Here is a 17,588-nt window from a genome sequence, read left to right on the forward strand (position 1 = left end):
CATGGAACAGACCATTCTCGACGTCAAAAATCTCCGCATTCGCTATGGCGGGTCTGAGGCGGAAGCGGTTCGCGGCGTATCCTTCACCCTTGGCCGAGAACGCCTTGGTATCGTTGGCGAAAGCGGCTCTGGCAAATCGACGGTAGGGCGCGCCCTGTTACGCCTCCTCCCCGGCGCGACGATCACTGCTGACACATTGCGCTTCAACGAACTTGATCTTCTCAGCCTGTCTGAAAAGGAGATGTTGAAGGTTCGCGGCAAACGCATGTCGATGATCCTGCAAGACCCGAAATTCTCGCTGAACCCCATTCGTCGTGTTGGCGATCAGGTGGCTGAAACCTATCTGCGGCATTTTAAATGCTCCAAATCCGACGCCAAGATGCGGGCACTGACCATGCTGGAAGCGGTGAAGATTCGTGATCCTGAACGGGTCTATGCGCAATATCCGCACGAAATTTCCGGCGGCATGGGGCAGCGCGTGATGATTGCGATGATGCTTCTGGCAGATCCCGATCTGGTAATAGCAGATGAGCCGACGTCGGCGCTTGATGTTACGGTGCGATTGCAAGTTCTCAACATTCTCGATGGACTTGTTCGAGACCGCGGTATCGGCCTGATCATGATCAGCCACGACCTTAATCTGGTGCGTAATTTCTGTGACCGCGTCCTCATCATGTATGCGGGACGGGTTGTCGAGACGCTCGCAGCGGGCAATCTTGAGGCCGCTCAGCATCCCTATACACGCGGCCTTATCGCAGCGCAGCCGCGTATCGGGGGCAGCCGCGCACCTCTTGCTGTGCTGGATCGGCGCCCCGAATGGCTGGAGGACCACGCCTGATGTCAGTTTCCGTAGAAATTCGTGACCTTTCCATCAGCTTTGGCGAAGGCCCGTCGGCTGTCAAAGTGCTGCCATCCGTGTCGTTTTCCGTCGAGTCGGGCGGATGTTTCGGCCTCGTCGGCGAGTCAGGCTCGGGGAAATCCACCGTCCTGCGATGCGTCTCGATGCTGACTGACTTCTGGAAGGGCGACGTGTTGATCGATGGGAGATCCGTGCGCGACATGGCTCTGATTGACCGTTGCCGAACATTGCAGATGGTGTTTCAGGACCCCTATGGATCGCTCCATCCACGCCAATCTGTCAGGACCGTGCTGAACGAGCCTTTGACCATCCACAAGCTTGGCAACAAGGAAGATAGGATGCGTCAGGTTATTACCGATGTTGGCCTTCCGATCTCGTTTCTGGATCGCTTCCCGCACCAACTTTCGGGTGGACAGCGTCAACGCGTAGCCATCGCGCGAGCGCTCATTCTGGAACCATCACTGCTGTTGCTGGATGAGCCGACATCGGCACTGGATGTCTCGGTGCAGGCTGAAATTCTCAATCTGCTCCAGCGCCTGCGACAAGAGCGCGGCTTTACCTACATCATGGTCACGCATGATCTGGCCGTTGTTGACCATATGTGTGACCGATTTGCGGTGATGCTGCGCGGTGAGGTGACGGAAATCCTGCCCCGTTCCGCTATCGCACAGAACGGTGCGACGCACCCTTACGCCCACGAACTGATCGGCGCATCACTTGAGTATGAAGGCGTGAGGACCTGAGGTGAAACCTCAGTCCACGTCTGGATCATATTCTCTCGGGCTGTCGTCTTTCGAGAAAAGTACGCATGGCCCGCGTGAGCCGCGAGGGTCATAGGAATAGCCTTTCAGGGCCAGTGCCTGAGTAATGTCGCGAATACCCGCCAGATGGTAGAGGTGATCGTGCAGTTCCACGAAGATACGCTCCACGCCATCCAGCCGGGCATTCTGCAGCAGATCATGCTCGGCACCTTCAATGTCCATCACCAGAGCGTTGATATGGTGGCGATCAATGAAAGCATCGATATTCTCGGACGGGATCTCGATGCGATGCTCATAGGGCCCCTGGTTCTCATCCATGGATGACATCCACAGATCTTTGCGCACGTAAAACGCATGCACATGTGGCGCATGTGCCGTCAGCAACCCTTGGGAAAACACCACGTTATCAGCAGGGCAATTGGCTTTGATGATGCGTTCTGCCAATGCGGCGGTTCCAGGGTTCGCCTCGAAAGCCCAGACCGACACATCTTTTATCCCCGCAATGATGGATGTGATGACGCCGATGCCAGAGCCCAGTTCCAAAACGCGGTCCCCCGGCTTGATGGCCTTGAGGATGCTGCGCGCTTCCTTGGCCTCGTAACTGCCATCCTCCAACGCGGTCCAGATAACAGGGGAAACTTCACCTTTGGCGAGATCAAGTTTGATCCCATGCACGTTCAGCCGTTCCATTCACACAATCCTCAGCGGGCCACAGCCCGTACTAACAAAAAGAAACCCCGAATGATCCATCAACGTCGAAATGCGCTGAGTTTTTCAGCGGGCGCCGGACGACCAATGAGATAGCCCTGCATCTGGTCGCATCCAAGCCGCGTCATGCATTCGAACTGTTCTTCCGTTTCAATCCCTTCGGCAATCGTCGTCATACGCAAACTCTTGGCCATGCCAACCACGAATTCAACAATCGCCAGCGCATCCGTATCTGTTGCGACATCACGAAGGAATGCCTGATCGATCTTAATCTTGTCGAACGGTACGCCGCGCAAGTTGCCAAGCGAGGAGTAACCGGTTCCGAAATCGTCCATCGCTATCTTGATACCCACATTCTTCAGCTTCTCGAGCGTTTCGATCGTGTCATCGCTCTTGTTGAGTAGAACCGACTCCGTGATCTCAAGTTCCAGCCGGCTCGGATCAAGACCGCTCTTATCGAGCGCATCGACCACGTTTTGAACGAGGCTTGTGCTATGAAACTGGATGGGTGAGAGGTTGATGGCAATTTTCAGATTGCCTTTCCATGTCTTGGCCTCCTGACACGCGACATCCATGGCCCATTTGCCAAGCGAATGGATCAATCCGGTTCGTTCTGCCACGGGAATGAATTCTGACGGTGGAACCTTGCCACGCACGGGATGTGTCCAGCGCAACAGCGCTTCAAACCCGCATATCTCCCGGGTTTTGGTAAACATTTGCGGCTGGTAGTAGACTTCCATCTCATTGTTCTGGAGCGCGGTCTGGAGATCGGCCTCGAACGATCTTTTCTCAGCCAATTGCTGCTGCATATGGGGCTGGAACACACTGATACGGCCAGGCCCAAGGCGTTTGGACTCGTAAAGCGCCAGATCGGCACGCTTGAACAATTCATCGGCGGTCGTCACATCGCTGGAAACGGCAATACCCACGCAGGTGCCGATCTTGATCTCCAACTCACCGAGATTATAGGGTTTGCTGATCTGCAAAATGACTTTTTCCGCAAAAGAGAGCGCGTCCTCTTCATCCCGCGCACTGGTGATGAAAGCAAACTCATCGCCGCCCAAGCGGCACACGATATCTGCATCTTCACGCATGGAAGACAGCCGCGTTGCAACCGCCTGCAAAAGTGCATCGCCGACATCGTGGCCGAGCGTATCGTTGATATCCTTGAAACCGTCGAGATCGAGCAGCAGAATGATAGACGTTCCACCGTCGACCGATGTCAGCCGCTCGTTCAACTCCTTGCGGAACAGTGAGCGATTGGGCAACTCTGTCAGAGCGTCGTGATAAGCATCATGCTCCAGACGGGCATTATTGGCCTTCAGCTCCAGGGTTGCGGAGCGGAGCTCATCGGTCAAACCGCGTGTTTCCTTGTGGGCCCGGTCCAACAGATTGTTGTGGCGGTTCAACAACAGGATGAGAGCCACACCACACAGGATAAGACCGGCAGCAAGCGCGGTGAATATTGTGTGGAGTTCACGCACTTCGGAATGCGCGTTGTCCACCACTTCCACGTCATAGGCAACAGACGACGAGGCGAGCGTTGTCAGTGGACCGTCGAGCGCGCTCATCGTCTCTAGAATGGGCTCGACATCTGATGGCTGCAGGGTGTCAACCCGGCTGTCGAGATCGGAAAGAACCGTGGTCAGCCGCTTGACGAGCTCATGCGACTCCGGCCTTTCGCCGATGAAGGCCCCCAGATTTCCCTGTTTGAGAAGCTCAAGCCTGCCCAGCATCAAATCCATGCGCAGCCGCAAATCATCGCGGGTCACGCGTTGAGGGTTGGCCAGAAATCCATAAAGATTGTTCTGAAGACGCAGATACTCGGACACGGTCTGACTGACCGCCCAGGAATCATTATACCTGGCAAACTTCTGAAGTGCGGTCTGTCGCTGCGCAATGACGTAGGCAATGTAGCCTGTAGCCAGAACGAAGCAGCATATGATAACCGCCAAGACCTTTCGCAATCTGCACCTTTAATTAATGATAAGCTTTGCAACCTGCCAGGCGGAGCGGGTATAATATGTTTGAGTTTGAAGTTCAGGAACAGTATCGTAGGGGTATATTACGAACAAGGGTCCTTTTTCACGAACCTCCATATAATTCCCATCGCGCTTCATGGCCAGTATGACATTGAACTTGTCAAAATCTGCCATCGGTATGGTGCTGACGTAGTCATTAAGCGCCACAGCCGTGACTGTTGTGCCCTTGGCGCCGACAAATTTCATCAATTTGCTCAGCGAAACGCCTTCAAACCGGGTGATCCCATCATACCATGGCGAACGCGTTTCCACAGTCACCAGACCCAGACCTTCCAGCATATCCCTGTCAAATCGAGCGACACCATCTGCATTTGTTTTGGAGATATTGCCCGAAATCGTGAGAATCGGCTTGCCAACAGGCTGTTGAAAAGTTTCCGACCGCGCCGAAGATAACCAAGAGATCGTCAAAATAACACTAAGAACCAACCGCATGAAACGCATCGTCTTGTCCTTCGATGGATTGTTTGAGCGACCTCAGATCCTACCAACATCTTATATCAGTCTTTTGAAAGATAGGCGCATCAAAATTGCCAATAGAAATACCGGCTTTGCCCCCTACGCCAAATTTCGCAACGACTCATTATCTGGCGGGGTCGAACCACAATAACGGTTACCGAATGTTTCAGCATGTCGTTAGCAAAATCGTAAAATCCGTTCGAAATGGTTTAGGAAAGTAAAATACAGAAACACCGGGCGTGGCATATGCCGCGCCCGGTGCTATCTAGAGTTAAATCTTAGGCATGGAACTGTTCAGCCACAGTACAGTGGTGAAAATCCCAGCATTTAGATTAGGTCGAAACGATCCGCTTCCATGATCCTGTTCCAAGCGGAAACAAAGTCCTTCACGAACTTCTGTTTGGCATCTGCTGAGGCATAAACCTCTGCAAAGGCTCTCAGCTGCGAGTGCGAGCCGAAGATGAGATCGACGCGGGTTCCCGTCCATTTCACTTCGCCTGTCTTGCGGCTGCGCGCTTCGTAAACGCCTTCCTTGCCAGCCAATGGCGACCATTCCAGGTCCATGTCCAGCAGGTTGACGAAGAAATCGTTGGTCAGCGTTTCAGGCCTGGATGTGAACACGCCATGCTCTGGCTGACCGACGTTGAGAACACGCAATCCACCCACGAGAACGGTCATCTGCGGACCGCTCAATGTGAGAAGCTGTGCACGATCAACCAGCGCTTCCTCTGCCTTCATGAACTGATGGCGGTTGTTATTGACGTAGTTGCGGAAACCATCGGCGCGTGGCTCAAGCGCTGCGAAGGATGCAGCATCGGTCTGCTCCTGCGATGCGTCGGTACGGCCAGGCGTAAACGGAACGGTGATGTCGTTTCCGCCAGCCTGCGCCGCCTTCTCGACGCCAGCAGCACCTGCCAGCACGATCAGGTCAGCCAGTGAAATCTTCTTTCCACCGGTTTGAGCAGAATTGAAGTCGCGTTGAACGCCCTCGAGAACGCTCAGAACCTTTGCGAGCTGCTGCGGCTGGTTGGCTTCCCAGTTTTTCTGTGGCTCAAGACGAATGCGCGCGCCATTTGCGCCGCCACGCTTGTCGGATCCACGGAATGAGGAAGCGGACGCCCAAGCGGTAGAAACCAGTTCCTGAACAGAAAGACCTGTTGCCAGAACCTTCGCCTTCAGATTAGCAATATCCGCATCATCAACCAGCGGATGGTCGACCGCGGGAACGACGTCCTGCCAGAGCAGGTCTTCGGCAGGCACTTCAGGTCCGAGATAGCGCACCTTCGGGCCCATATCGCGGTGGGTCAGCTTGAACCATGCGCGCGCGAAGGCATCCGCAAAATGGTCCGGGTTCTCGAGGAAACGACGCGAAATCTTCTCGTAGGCTGGGTCAACACGCAGCGCCAGATCAGACGTCAACATGGTTGGCAGGTGCTTCGTGGAGGGGTCGAAGGCGTCGGGGATGGATGGCTCTGCATTCTTCGCAACCCACTGCTTTGCACCGGCCGGGCTTGTCGTGAGTTCCCATTCGAATGCGAAGAGGTTCTCAAAGAAGAAATTGCTCCACTGCGTCGGCGTCTGTGTCCATGTCACCTCAGGACCACCGGTAATGGTGTCTTTGCCGAAGCCTGTTCCGTGAGTGCTCTTCCAGCCGAGCCCTTGAGCCTCCAGCTCACCACCTTCCGGCTCTGCGCCGATCAGGGATGGATCGCCTGCACCGTGGGTTTTACCGAATGTATGACCACCCGCGATCAGCGCAACGGTCTCTTCGTCATCCATGGCCATGCGGGCAAATGTCGAGCGAATATCACGCGCAGATGCCAATGGATCAGGGTTGCCGTTTGGACCTTCCGGGTTGACGTAAATGAGGCCCATCTGCACGGCGCCGAGAGGCTCCGCCAGTTCGCGTTCGCCGCTGTAGCGCTCATCGCCAAGCCATGTGCCTTCAGGGCCCCAGAAAAGCTCCTCCGGCTCCCACACGTCAGCACGACCGCCGGCAAAGCCGAATGTCTTGAAGCCCATGGATTCCAGCGCGACATTGCCGGTCAGGATCATCAGATCTGCCCAGGAAATGCTGTTGCCGTATTTCTGCTTGATGGGCCACAACAGGCGACGTGCCTTGTCGAGGTTGGCATTATCAGGCCAGCTGTTGAGTGGCGCGAAACGTTGCTGACCGGCTCCTGCGCCGCCGCGACCATCGGTAATGCGGTACGTGCCTGCGCTGTGCCAGGCCATGCGGATGAAGAGACCGCCGTAGTGACCAAAGTCGGCTGGCCACCAATCCTGAGAATCTGTCATCAGAGAATGGAGATCGCTTTTCAGCGCATCAAGGTCCAGCTTCTTGAATTCTTCAGCGTAGTCGAATTCCTTGCCCAACGGGTCTGCAAGTGCCGAACCATTGTGCAATATCTGAATATTGAGCTGGTTAGGCCACCAATCCCGGTTTCCACGAACGGCCTTTGGCGCCTGCGTCGGCGTTTGGCCGTGGGCGACGGGACATTTACCGGCTGTCTCGGGTGTCTGGTCCATAATTATCTCCATGTCATTTTTGCGTGGGCGTTAAAAAAGGCTCTTGCTGTCAAAATTGCAGGATTTCAGTTGACCTGGTCGCATGGCGCGACCTGAAGAACGTAACCTCGCCTCAAGACCTTTTAACGACCTGGCTCCATAAATAAAAGTTGGATTTTCTGATTGATGCTATAAGCTCAGCTTATGAAAAATTTGACCCTAAAGCAACTGCGTTATTTCGAGGCTTTGGCGCGACTTAAGCGTTTTCGTATCGCAGCTGACGCCTGCGCCATCTCTCAACCTGCACTTTCCATGCAAATCAAGGAAATGGAGGAGGATGTCGGCCACGATCTGTTTGAGAGGTCCGCGAAAGAGATAAAGCTCACTGCGTTTGGCGAAACATTCGCCGTGCGGGTGCGCGAAATTCTTCGTGCAGTGGACGAACTAGCCGAACTCGCGCGCGCCTCAAAAAACTCGTTTCTGTCCCGCCTTCGCATCGGGGTTATTCCCACCGTCGCGCCCTACCTGCTGCCGACCATCATCAACGATCTAAACAGGACCTTTCAAGGCATCGAGATCCAGATCCGTGAAACGCAGACGGCAAAATTGCTGGATGAATTGAAGCAAGGGGACCTCGACCTTGCCATTGTCGCCCTGCCCGTTTCAGAGCCTTCCCTGACAGAGCTGAAGCTGTTCGATGAAGAGTTCGTACTGGTGCGGCGGCACGAAGATGAAGGCAAGCCGGTCCCGGAACGGACGGCACTGCCTCAAATGCGGCTGCTGCTTTTAGAAGAGGGACACTGCTTCCGCGATCAGGCGCTGTCCTTTTGCAATGTTGGCTCATCACAGCCGAGAGAGGTCATGGAAGGCAGCTCTCTTTCGACACTCGTTCAGATGGTGAGCGCTGGCATTGGCATCACGCTCATCCCAGAAATGGCGGTCTCAATGGAAACACGCTCCGCTCACGTTTCCATTTCCCGCTTTGAAGCCCCCGCTCCTACACGCACAATCGGCATGATCTGGCGAAACTCGACGCCGCTCAGCAAACAAATCCACGAAATATCGGGTGTTGTCCGCGGTTCGGCTGAAAAGGTAAGAGCGAACTGGAACGTCGAGCATTCCGCAATCCCCAATTAACAACTTGATTTACATATACAATTTTTTGTGATTGTCTCTCACTTGATTAAAAACACGAACGTTCGTATTGAAAACTCAATTTAGGACGTATTGATATGGCAAGAACCCGCAAGATTAGCGAAAATGATATTCTGGACGCCGCCGAGAGAGTTGTCCTGCGCGAAGGTGCAAGCGGCCTGTCGATCGATGCCGTCGCGCAGGAAGCCGGCGTCAGCAAATCGCGGGTGGTTTACGATCACAAAGCCAAATCAGCCCTGCTTGAAGCCCTGATCGAACGACGCCTGGCCTCTGAGGAAGAGCACGTGCGCGCTGCCGTGGATGAAAGCAGCCACCTGCCGCACCCGGAACTGTTCGCTCGCATCTCGGTGGCCGAGAAAGTGCCTGAGGATATCGACAAGGCTGTCTGCATTGCCATCAGCGCAGCCATGTCAAGCGAGAAGAATATTCATGACAGGATGAGCGAGTGGACCAGAAAAGATCTCGCCGCCATGGAAACCAGCAAGAAACCGAAAGCGGCCCTGATCGCCTATCTGGCGCTTTCAGGCTTCTACTGCACAGAATATTTCAATTTTCATCAATGGGAGCCAGAGGAAAGACTGGCGATACTTGATGGAATCCGCGCGATATACACAACATTTCCCGACGAAACATGACGATCACCTTGGGTGATGCGATGAGGACCCGACCATGCAAAGCAGAATAACTCTGCCGCGACTCCTACCCATGATGACTGCTGCTTTCCTGGCAATGGCGCCGACAGGTCTGTCTGCTCAGGGAATGCAGATGCCTCCGCCCGCAGTGGGCGTGCTCGAACTGACCGCCAAATCCGTTCCCGTCATCAACGAGCTTCCCGGCCGCATTGCTGCGACACGGGTTGCAGAGGTGCGTCCAAGGGTTTCCGGCATCTTGCTAGAACGCGTGTTTGAACAAGGAACGCTGGTTCAAAAGGATGACGTCCTCTACCGGATTGACCCTCGGCTCTTCAAAGTCCGGGTAGCCAGTGCCGAAGCTTCTTTGCAACGCGCCGTGGCGACCCAATCCAATGCGCGTCAGCAACTCGAGCGTCAAAAGAGCTTGCGCGAACGCAACGTTTCAACCGGCATCGATTTTGATACGGCAGCGGTCAATCTGGCTCAGGCCGATGCAGATGTTGCACTCCAGCAGGCGGCTCTCGATGAAGCCCGCATCAACCTCGAATATACCGAGGTTCGCGCACCCATCTCCGGCATCATCGGAGCTGCGCTGGTCACTGAAGGTGCACTGGTCACGGCCGACGGGACCCAAAACCTCGCCTTGATCCAGCAGATCGATCCAAGCTACGCCGATTTCACCCAGTCCGCACAGGACATGATGGCGCTGAGGCGTGCAGTAGACGAAGGCAAGCTGGCAAGCCCGGCGCCTGATCAGGCCAGCGTACGGCTGGTATTCGATGATGGCTCTGTCTATGCCGATGCTGGCCGACTGCTGTTTTCCAGCGCCAGCGTGGATTCTACCACGGGCCAGGTGACGCAGCGCGCTGAATTTCCCAATGCCCGCCGTGACCTCCTCCCCGGAATGTATGTTCGGGTGAGAATCGAACAGGCGGTTCGGGAAAATGCGGTCGTCGTTCCGCAACGTTCCATCGTTCGCGCAGCCGATGGCAAGCCTCTCGTCTATGTGGTCAAGGCCGATGATACTGCAGAGGCAAGGCCCGTCGAGCTCGGACAGGCGCTGGAAACGGAATGGGTTGTTGAAAAAGGTCTGAATGCTGGCGACAGAGTGGTCGTGGACGGCGCACAGAAGGTTCAACCCGGCGGCAAGATCAAGCCAGAACCCTGGCAGGCTGAAAAAGCGGCTGACGCACCCGCGCAAGCACCAAAGCAATAAGGTCCACTCATGGCACAGCTCTTCATCAGACGGCCGATCCTTGCCTGGGTCTTTGCGCTGTTCATCTCCATCGCGGGCGTCATAGCCCTGCCCTTTCTCCCCATTGCGCAATATCCAAAGGTTGCGCCACCACAGCTGACAATCTCGACCAGCTATCCGGGTGCCTCGCCTCAGGACATCTACCAAGGCGTCACCCGGCTCATCGAGGATGAGTTGAATGGCGTGGAAGGATTGATGTATTTCGAGTCCACCTCGGATACGTCAGGCCAGGTCTCGATCAATGCGACCTTCGAAGCGGGCACCAACATCAATCAGGCGTCGGTCGACGTGCAAAATGCGATCAGGCGTGTTGAGGCCCGTCTGCCATCCGCTGTCGCTGCACAGGGTGTGACGGTGGAAGAAGCGGCCTCAGGCTTCCTGATGTTCATCACGCTCACTTCGACAGATGGCACAATGGACGAAGTGGGGCTGGGAGACTACCTCAACCGCAACGTGCTGGGTGAATTGCGCCGCATTGACGGCGTGGGTCGTGCACAACTGTTTTCTGCCCAACGCGCCATGCGCGTCTGGATCGACGCCGACAAGCTCGTTGGCCTCAATCTTACCACGGCAGATATCAACGCCGCCATCACCGCACAAAATGCGCAGGTTGCGGCTGGCCAGATCGGAGCAGCCCCGAACCCGATCAGCCAGGACCTGACAGCGACCGTACTCGTCAAGGGTCAACTGACCGACACCGAGCAGTTTGGCAATATCGTTCTGCGCGCCAACCCGGATGGCAGTACGGTTCGGTTGAAAGACGTCGCCCGGATTGAGCTGGGAGCGGAAACCTACAACCTGTCCAGCCGCCTGAATGGGCAGGCGAGCGCTGCTGTTGGTATTCAGCTTTCTTCAACGGGCAATGCTGTCGCAACGTCCAAGGCCGTGACGGCCAAGCTGGAGGAGTTGTCACGCTTCTTCCCTGAAGGCGTTGCCTATTCCGTTCCTTACGACACAAGCCCCTTCGTTTCGGCATCGATTGAGAAGGTTCTGCACACACTCATCGAAGCGATCATCCTCGTCTTCGTTGTGATGTTCGTCTTCCTGCAGAATTTCCGATACACCGTCATTCCGACGTTGATCGTGCCGGTCGCACTGCTCGGAACCTGTGCGGTGATGTATGTCACCGGCTTCTCCATCAATGTTCTGACGATGTTTGCCATGGTGCTGGCGATCGGCATTCTGGTCGATGACGCCATCGTGGTGGTCGAGAACGTTGAGCGCATCATGGCGGAGGAAGGACTTCCACCGAAGGAAGCCACCCAGAAAGCCATGAGCCAGATCACCGGCGCCATTCTTGGCATCACGCTGGTGCTTGCCTGTGTGTTCATTCCTATGGCCTTCTTCCCCGGCTCCACCGGCATCATCTACCGTCAGTTCAGCCTGACGATGGTTGTTTCCATTCTGTTTTCGGCCTTTTTGGCGCTGTCTCTCACACCGGCACTTTGCGCAACGTTCCTGAAGCCCATCAAGAAGGGACACCATGAAAAAGGTGGTCTTGGCGGCTGGTTCAACCGCAAGTTCGATGGCCTGACAAATGGTTATACGAGGGTGGCAACCGGTGGCGCGCGCCGTGCGGGCCGTATGATGGTCATCTATCTGGCACTGGTTGCCGGGCTGGGTTACCTCTTCATCAATCTCCCGAGCGGCTTCGTACCTGCGGAAGACCAGGGCTTCCTGATCGTTGACATTCAGGGTCCACCTGAGGCGAGCGCAAACCGCACCAACGCATCCATCCAGCAAATCGAGAAGATCTTCCAGGCCGATCCGGCGGTGAAGGACATCGTCGCCATTCAGGGGTTCAGCTTCTCCGGCAACGGCGCCAATGCCGCACTTGCTTTCATCACCCTGAAGGACTGGAGCGAACGCGGTGCCGGCAGTTCGGCTCAAGACATTGCCGATCGCGCCAACATGCAGTTGTTCGGCCTGAAAGATGCGCAGACATTTGCTTTGTCGCCGCCGCCTATCGAAGGCTTCGGCACCTCAGGTGGCTTCTCCTTCCGCCTGCAGGATCGCAACGGCATCGGCCAGGCAGCCCTTTCGGCCGCCGCAGGGGAGTTGATACAGAAGGCCAGCAAAAGCCCAATCCTCGCTGGCATGCGCATCGAAGGCCTGCCCGATGCTGCACAGATCATGCTGGTCATAGACCGGGAAAAGGCCAACACCTTCGGCATCACCTTTGCCGATATCAACAACACCATCACGGCCAATCTCGGATCATCCTATATCAACGACTTTCCGAACGCCGGACGCATGCAGCGCGTTGTTGTACAGGCGCAGGACCGCGACCGCCTGCAGGTCGAAGATCTGCTGAAGCTAAACGTCCGCAATGCCAGCGGCGGCATGGTGCCTCTCAGTTCCTTTGCAATCGCGCAGTGGCAGAAGGGCTCTCCACAGATTGTCGGCTACAATGGCTATCCGACCATCCGTATCTCGGGCGAACCTGCTCCTGGCAACTCCACCGGCGTCGCCATCACGGAAATGGAGCGTATCGCATCCGAACTGCCCGCTGGCATCGGCTATGAATGGACAGGCCAGGCTCTGGAAGAAATCAAGTCCGGGTCTCAGGCACCATTCCTCTTCAGCCTCAGCATTCTCTTCGTGTTTCTGCTGCTCGCAGGGCTCTATGAGAGCTGGTCCATCCCGCTTGCCGTGATGCTGGTCGTTCCTCTTGGCATCATTGGTTCCGTGCTGGCTGTTCTTCTTCGGGATATGCCCAATGATATCTACTTCAAGGTCGGCTTGATTGCCATCATTGGCCTCTCTGCGAAGAACGCGATCCTGATCGTGGAATTTGCCAAGGACTATTATGCGGAAGGCAAGACGCTGCTCGATTCAGCCGTACAGGCGGCGCGTATCCGCTTCCGGCCGATCATCATGACCTCGCTTGCATTCACACTCGGTGTCGTGCCGCTTGCCATCGCGACCGGCCCAAGTGCGGCAAGCCAGAATGCCATCGGCACCGGCGTTCTCGGGGGTATGATTTCAGCCACAATCCTTGCCGTCTTCTTCGTCCCTGCATTCTTCGTCTTCGTTCTGAAGCTGATGCGAACGAAAAGACCGGAGGAGAAAGTCACCCCGGAAGACGCAAAGACGGTAGAACGGTAGAACCGTAAAAACAAAGACGCCGCAGACCAAAATCTGCGGCGTTTTCATATTCATTGCGTGAAGGCTCATAAGGCTCCTGTCAGCAGTCCCGACCATTTGCATAACCGTCGACAATGCACACCGAGCCGGGCATAGGCTGTGTGACGCTGCGGCGGATGCTGTAGGATTTCTTCGGCTGTTCGACACGGTTGATCGAACCCGTGGAGATCATGTCGAGATTGTCAGGGATCTGAGCGAAACGCGCGGGTGGCATCTTGCCAGCCAGCATCGGCGTAACGATGAGCGAGAGAGCGATTGCCACCATGCCGAACAAAAGAGCGACGTTCAATACGCCGATCTTGCGCGATTTTTCAGAATAGGACCGACGGCCCTCCACTGTTTTCCAAAAATCCTCGTTCATATCAGGCCTCGCTACGCGCCATTTACCAATTCTTCAGCCTTTTAATGTGCCAGAGGGTGATAAACGAAAGGTTAATAGCGGCCCGTTTTGAGGCATCACAGGCGCCTGAAAGCCTTTATTCACTATATTGTTTACAGCAGGTCCTGAAGATAGGGAATGAGCGGCTCATCGGCCGGTGGCATTGGATAATCCCGCAGCGCCTGAGGCTTCACCCATTTTATGGCCTGGCCCTCGGCCCCACGTGGAATGCCCTCAAAGCGGCGGCAAACATAAAGCGGCATCAGGAGGTGAAATGTCTCATATGAGTGGCTGGCAAATGTCAGCGGCGCCAGACACGCTATCTTCGTCTTGATAGCGAGCTCTTCCTCCAGTTCGCGAACCAGGGTTTCTTCCGGCGTCTCGCCGTTCTCAACCTTGCCGCCCGGAAACTCCCAAAGGCCAGCAAGCGATTTACCCTCTGGTCTTTGCGCCAGAAGAATACGTCCATCCTGATCGATCAGCGCGCAAGCGGCAACGAGCAGTATCTTCCGGCCTGAACCCTCCATCACTCCACCTCTTTGCGCCAGTAGCGATAGGTATAGGCCGTCTGAAAACCGAATTTTTCATACAGTGCGATGGCGGGGCGATTGGTGGAAACGACCTGAAGCCACGCGGTCGATGCGCCACTGATGCGGGCCCAACGAAGTGCGGAGGTCAGGATTTGTGTGCCGGTTCCCTGCCGCCGCAACGGTGCCGCCACATCCAGCGACAGAATGCCTGCCAGATCATTATCCTGCACACAGATCAACGTGGCCTGAGGCTCACCTTCAATCTCTTCCATCGTAAACAGCCCGAGCGTCGGCTTGATGGAACTGACAATCTCGGCGATCGGTGAGCGCAATGACGGGTCTACACCGCTGACCTTGAGACTTGCTTCCACAAAGCGACCAATATCGTGGCTTGGAATGTGGGAGACGGTTTCCGGCAATTCCGCATTGGCAATGTCGGCGGTCATCACTTCAACATTTTCAAACACGCTCCAGCCATTATCCGTCAGGTGCTGGCGCAGCTGCGGTGGCATCAGCACCGTTTCCCTGATTATGAGCTGGCGTCCGAAATCCTCAAAGCGCTTGCGCGCTTTCTCAAGGCGAAGGTCGCAATTGCCGTAGTCGGAAGGATCGAGCGGCACCACGCAGTTGATCCGTTTGGACGGATGCGAGCCCGTCAGCCTTATCTGCCAGCTGCCATCATAGACAACTGACGATGCAGGCCATGCCCGAAAACTGACAGCTTCCAGACGACGGACAAGAGGAAGGTTGGTGGCGACACTTTGCATACCGGACGTCTCCAACATCAGCTCCGATAGTCGCCATTGATTTCGACATATTCCTTGGTCAGGTCGCAGGTCCACACTGTGGCGGTGCCGTTGCCAAGACCGATCTCGACTTTCACCGGAATATCCTGGTTCTTCATCACAGCGGTGGCTTCTGCCTCAGAGTAGTCAGGGTCACGTTCGCCATTGACGGCCACGCGCACATGTCCAAACCAGATTGCGAGGCGATCGCGATCCGCCAGCTCGCCGGATTTGCCGACAGCCATCACGACGCGGCCCCAATTGGCGTCTTCGCCAGCAACGGCTGTTTTGACCAGCGGCGAGTTGGCAATGGAAAGCGCGATGCGCTTGGCAGCCACATCGCTCTCGGCACCCGTCACGGTGATTTCCACCATCTTGCGCGCACCTTCGCCATCACGAACGACTTGCAGCGCCAAATCTTTCAGCAGATCATTCAGAGCATCGCGGAAGGCGGAAAGCTTAGGATCATTCGCATTGTCGATATGCGTCTGTCCGTCAGCGCGGGCAGCGCCGGTTGCAAACAGCATCAGAGTATCGGATGTGGAGGTGTCGCTATCGACTGTGACCGAATTGAACGTCGGACCAACGCCCGCAGACAGGAGGTCCTGCAAGGCAGCTGCTGAGATATCGGCATCAGTGACGACGAAAGACAGCATGGTCGCCATGTCGGGCGCGATCATACCCGCACCCTTGGCTATGCCGTTGATTGTAACAGTGACACCGTCAATTTCGGCGGTCCGCGTGGCAACCTTCGGATAGGTATCGGTTGTCATGATGGCCTTGGCAGCTTCTGTCCAGAAATCGCCTGTGGCATCGGCATTCATCTGGCCAAGAACACCGGCAAATTTGGTGGCGTCAAGCGGCTCACCGATCACGCCTGTGGACGCCAGAAACACTTCACTTTCCGAGCAACCAACAGCTTCAGCTGCAGACTTCGCCGTCAGCTCTGTCGCGGCTCTGCCCTTTACGCCTGTGAAGGCATTGGCGTTTCCGGAGTTCACCACCACTGCACGCGCAACGCCTGCTGGCAGGTTAGCGCGGCAAAAATCTACTGGAGCCGACGGGCAACGTGATTTTGTGAAAACACCGGCTACCGCCGCAGGCTCATCGAACACCATCATCAAAACGTCGGTGCGACCCTTATACTTGATACCTGCAGCCGCCGTTGCCATTCGCACACCGCGTAAAGCGGGCATATCTGGATAGGATTTCGGGGCGAGTGGAGAGACGGCAGCGGACATGGGCAAGAACCTGCATATTTGCGGAAAGTTGAAATGAAACAGGGCGGCTCTAAAGCCGCCCCGTCAATTGCGGACTACTGCTGCGCAGGTGGCTCGGCTGCCTGCTGCTTGCTGGCATCGTCATAGGCCTTGCGCATTGCAGCGTCAGGAATGTCGATCTTCTGCTCGGCCTTGGCCTTTTCGATTAGGGCGACATATTTGTCGCGCATGACAAGCTGACGAACCTGCGCTTCAACCTGCTCATAGGCTGGTGGCGGTGCAACGCGCTTGTCTTCAAGCTTGATCACGTGAAAGCCGAACTGCGATTTGACCGGGGTTTTCGTGTAGGCGCCCTTTTCAAGCGTGAAGGCAGCCTCTTCGAATTCAGGAACCATGCGGCCCTTGCCGAACCAGCCGAGATCGCCGCCGTCATCCTTGTTGGAATCTGTTGACTTTTCCTTGGCCAGCGCTGCAAAATCCTTGCCAGCGTCCAGCTGCTTGATCACATCCTTTGCTTCCTCTTCGGTCGCAACGAGAATGTGAGCAGCCTTGATTTCTTCTTCCTGCGGCAGCGCGGCGACTTCCTTGTCGTAGCGAGCCTTGACCTCTTCATTGGTCACAGCGTCAACGACGTGCTTGCGGAAATAGGCATTATGAAGTTCGCGGTCAGTGATGAAGGAGAGGCGCTTCTTGAAATCTTCGGTTTTTTCGAGACCTTCAGCAGTCGCATCTTTCACCAGCAGCTTCACGTCGATCGCGCCGGACAGGGCGGCAACTTTCTTCTGCTCATCGGGAAGCTGTGCGAGCTGCGGATCAAGATTGCTCATGGCAAGATCCAGTTCAGACTGGCGAATCTCGAGATCGCCAACCTTGGCAACAACGGCATCTTCCTGCGCGAAGGCAGGAAACTGAAGACCGAGCGTCGCCACGATGACAGCCGCCGCAATTCTATTATAGCGCAACATATTAAACCTTTCGGAGACAATGCCGGCTCCAGACGTGGTTTTCCGGCTGAAAAAACTTCCAAACACCGGAATGTGGCCATTCTGTAACGGGCAGAACCGTTGACATCATTTGCCCCCCCTCTTATCTGTCGCTCAACCTCGCGTCCAGATACGTTTGAGGGTCAAGTCTGTCATTTGCACGAAATT

At 55.7% G+C, this 17,588-nt stretch carries 16 protein-coding genes; 7 read left to right on the forward strand and 9 right to left on the reverse strand.

Going from position 1 to position 17,588, the window contains the following annotated elements:
• Window position 1 precedes the first annotated feature (1 nt).
• Both ACQZ51_RS13115 and ACQZ51_RS13120 read left to right on the forward strand, forming a co-directional pair.
• On the forward strand, window positions 2-838 hold the full coding sequence (locus tag ACQZ51_RS13115) for an ABC transporter ATP-binding protein (RefSeq protein ID WP_448777806.1): 837 nt from the start codon (window positions 2-4) through the stop codon (window positions 836-838).
• Window positions 838-1,602, forward strand: a complete 765-nt coding sequence (locus tag ACQZ51_RS13120; RefSeq protein WP_448777808.1) for an ABC transporter ATP-binding protein — start codon at window positions 838-840, stop codon at window positions 1,600-1,602. Before ACQZ51_RS13115 ends, ACQZ51_RS13120 begins: the two co-directional genes overlap by 1 nt.
• A 9-nt stretch (window positions 1,603-1,611) precedes the next feature.
• Here the strand turns inward: ACQZ51_RS13120 and ACQZ51_RS13125 are convergent, their stop codons facing one another.
• From ACQZ51_RS13125 to ACQZ51_RS13135, 3 genes are read right to left on the reverse strand one after another with little or no spacing between them, the layout of a single operon-like run.
• On the reverse strand, window positions 1,612-2,310 hold the full coding sequence (locus ACQZ51_RS13125; protein ID WP_448777810.1) for an FkbM family methyltransferase: 699 nt from the start codon (window positions 2,308-2,310) through the stop codon (window positions 1,612-1,614).
• Window positions 2,311-2,369: 59 nt separating this feature from the next.
• Complete coding sequence (locus ACQZ51_RS13130; protein WP_448777811.1) at window positions 2,370-4,283, reverse strand: putative bifunctional diguanylate cyclase/phosphodiesterase; 1,914 nt, start codon at window positions 4,281-4,283, stop codon at window positions 2,370-2,372.
• Window positions 4,284-4,304: 21 nt separating this feature from the next.
• A complete protein-coding gene (locus ACQZ51_RS13135) occupies window positions 4,305-4,811 on the reverse strand; it encodes an oxidoreductase (RefSeq protein ID WP_448777813.1) in 507 nt (168 codons plus the stop codon).
• Between ACQZ51_RS13135 and ACQZ51_RS13140 the strand changes: the two genes are divergently transcribed.
• Complete coding sequence (locus tag ACQZ51_RS13140; RefSeq protein WP_448778360.1) at window positions 4,801-4,977, forward strand: hypothetical protein; 177 nt, start codon at window positions 4,801-4,803, stop codon at window positions 4,975-4,977. The genes ACQZ51_RS13135 and ACQZ51_RS13140 overlap by 11 nt on opposite strands.
• Before the next feature lie 176 nt (window positions 4,978-5,153).
• Here the strand turns inward: ACQZ51_RS13140 and katG are convergent, their stop codons facing one another.
• Window positions 5,154-7,355 (reverse strand): catalase/peroxidase HPI, encoded by a 2,202-nt coding sequence (katG, locus tag ACQZ51_RS13145; RefSeq protein WP_448777814.1) that lies wholly within the window; start codon window positions 7,353-7,355, stop codon window positions 5,154-5,156.
• Window positions 7,356-7,538: 183 nt separating this feature from the next.
• On the opposite strand from katG, the gene ACQZ51_RS13150 reads away from it, so the two are divergent.
• The 4 genes from ACQZ51_RS13150 (at window position 7,539) to ACQZ51_RS13165 (ending at window position 13,484) form a co-directional block, all read left to right on the forward strand.
• A complete protein-coding gene (locus tag ACQZ51_RS13150; RefSeq protein ID WP_448777816.1) occupies window positions 7,539-8,471 on the forward strand; it encodes a hydrogen peroxide-inducible genes activator in 933 nt (310 codons plus the stop codon).
• A 95-nt stretch (window positions 8,472-8,566) separates the two neighbouring features.
• Entirely contained in the window at window positions 8,567-9,124 is a 558-nt protein-coding gene (locus ACQZ51_RS13155; protein WP_448777817.1) for a TetR/AcrR family transcriptional regulator, read from the forward strand.
• Between the two features lie 70 nt (window positions 9,125-9,194).
• Window positions 9,195-10,337 carry an efflux RND transporter periplasmic adaptor subunit gene (locus tag ACQZ51_RS13160; protein WP_448777819.1) on the forward strand — a complete coding sequence of 381 codons (1,143 nt, stop codon included), beginning with the start codon at window positions 9,195-9,197 and terminating at the stop codon, window positions 10,335-10,337.
• Between the two features lie 9 nt (window positions 10,338-10,346).
• Window positions 10,347-13,484, forward strand: a complete 3,138-nt coding sequence (locus tag ACQZ51_RS13165) for a multidrug efflux RND transporter permease subunit (protein ID WP_448777821.1) — start codon at window positions 10,347-10,349, stop codon at window positions 13,482-13,484.
• 79 nt (window positions 13,485-13,563) lie between these two features.
• On the opposite strand, the gene ACQZ51_RS13170 is transcribed toward ACQZ51_RS13165, so the two are convergent.
• From ACQZ51_RS13170 to ACQZ51_RS13190, 5 genes are all read right to left on the reverse strand, one after another.
• The gene (locus tag ACQZ51_RS13170; protein ID WP_448777823.1) at window positions 13,564-13,884 is read right to left on the reverse strand and encodes a hypothetical protein; all 321 of its coding nucleotides are present in this window, start codon (window positions 13,882-13,884) and stop codon (window positions 13,564-13,566) included.
• A gap of 131 nt (window positions 13,885-14,015) precedes the next feature.
• Window positions 14,016-14,429: an 8-oxo-dGTP diphosphatase MutT gene (gene mutT / locus ACQZ51_RS13175; protein WP_243257688.1), complete on the reverse strand. Its 414-nt coding sequence runs from the start codon at window positions 14,427-14,429 to the stop codon at window positions 14,016-14,018.
• Window positions 14,429-15,199 (reverse strand): GNAT family N-acetyltransferase, encoded by a 771-nt coding sequence (locus ACQZ51_RS13180; protein WP_448777824.1) that lies wholly within the window; start codon window positions 15,197-15,199, stop codon window positions 14,429-14,431. Before ACQZ51_RS13180 ends, mutT begins: the two co-directional genes overlap by 1 nt.
• Window positions 15,200-15,216: 17 nt before the next feature.
• A complete protein-coding gene (gene argJ, locus ACQZ51_RS13185) occupies window positions 15,217-16,458 on the reverse strand; it encodes a bifunctional glutamate N-acetyltransferase/amino-acid acetyltransferase ArgJ (protein ID WP_448777825.1) in 1,242 nt (413 codons plus the stop codon).
• A 74-nt stretch (window positions 16,459-16,532) separates the two neighbouring features.
• Complete coding sequence (locus ACQZ51_RS13190) at window positions 16,533-17,402, reverse strand: peptidylprolyl isomerase (protein ID WP_192064705.1); 870 nt, start codon at window positions 17,400-17,402, stop codon at window positions 16,533-16,535.
• Between the last annotated feature and the right edge of the window lie 186 nt (window positions 17,403-17,588).

This window comes from Agrobacterium sp. CG674, from assembly GCF_053521645.1.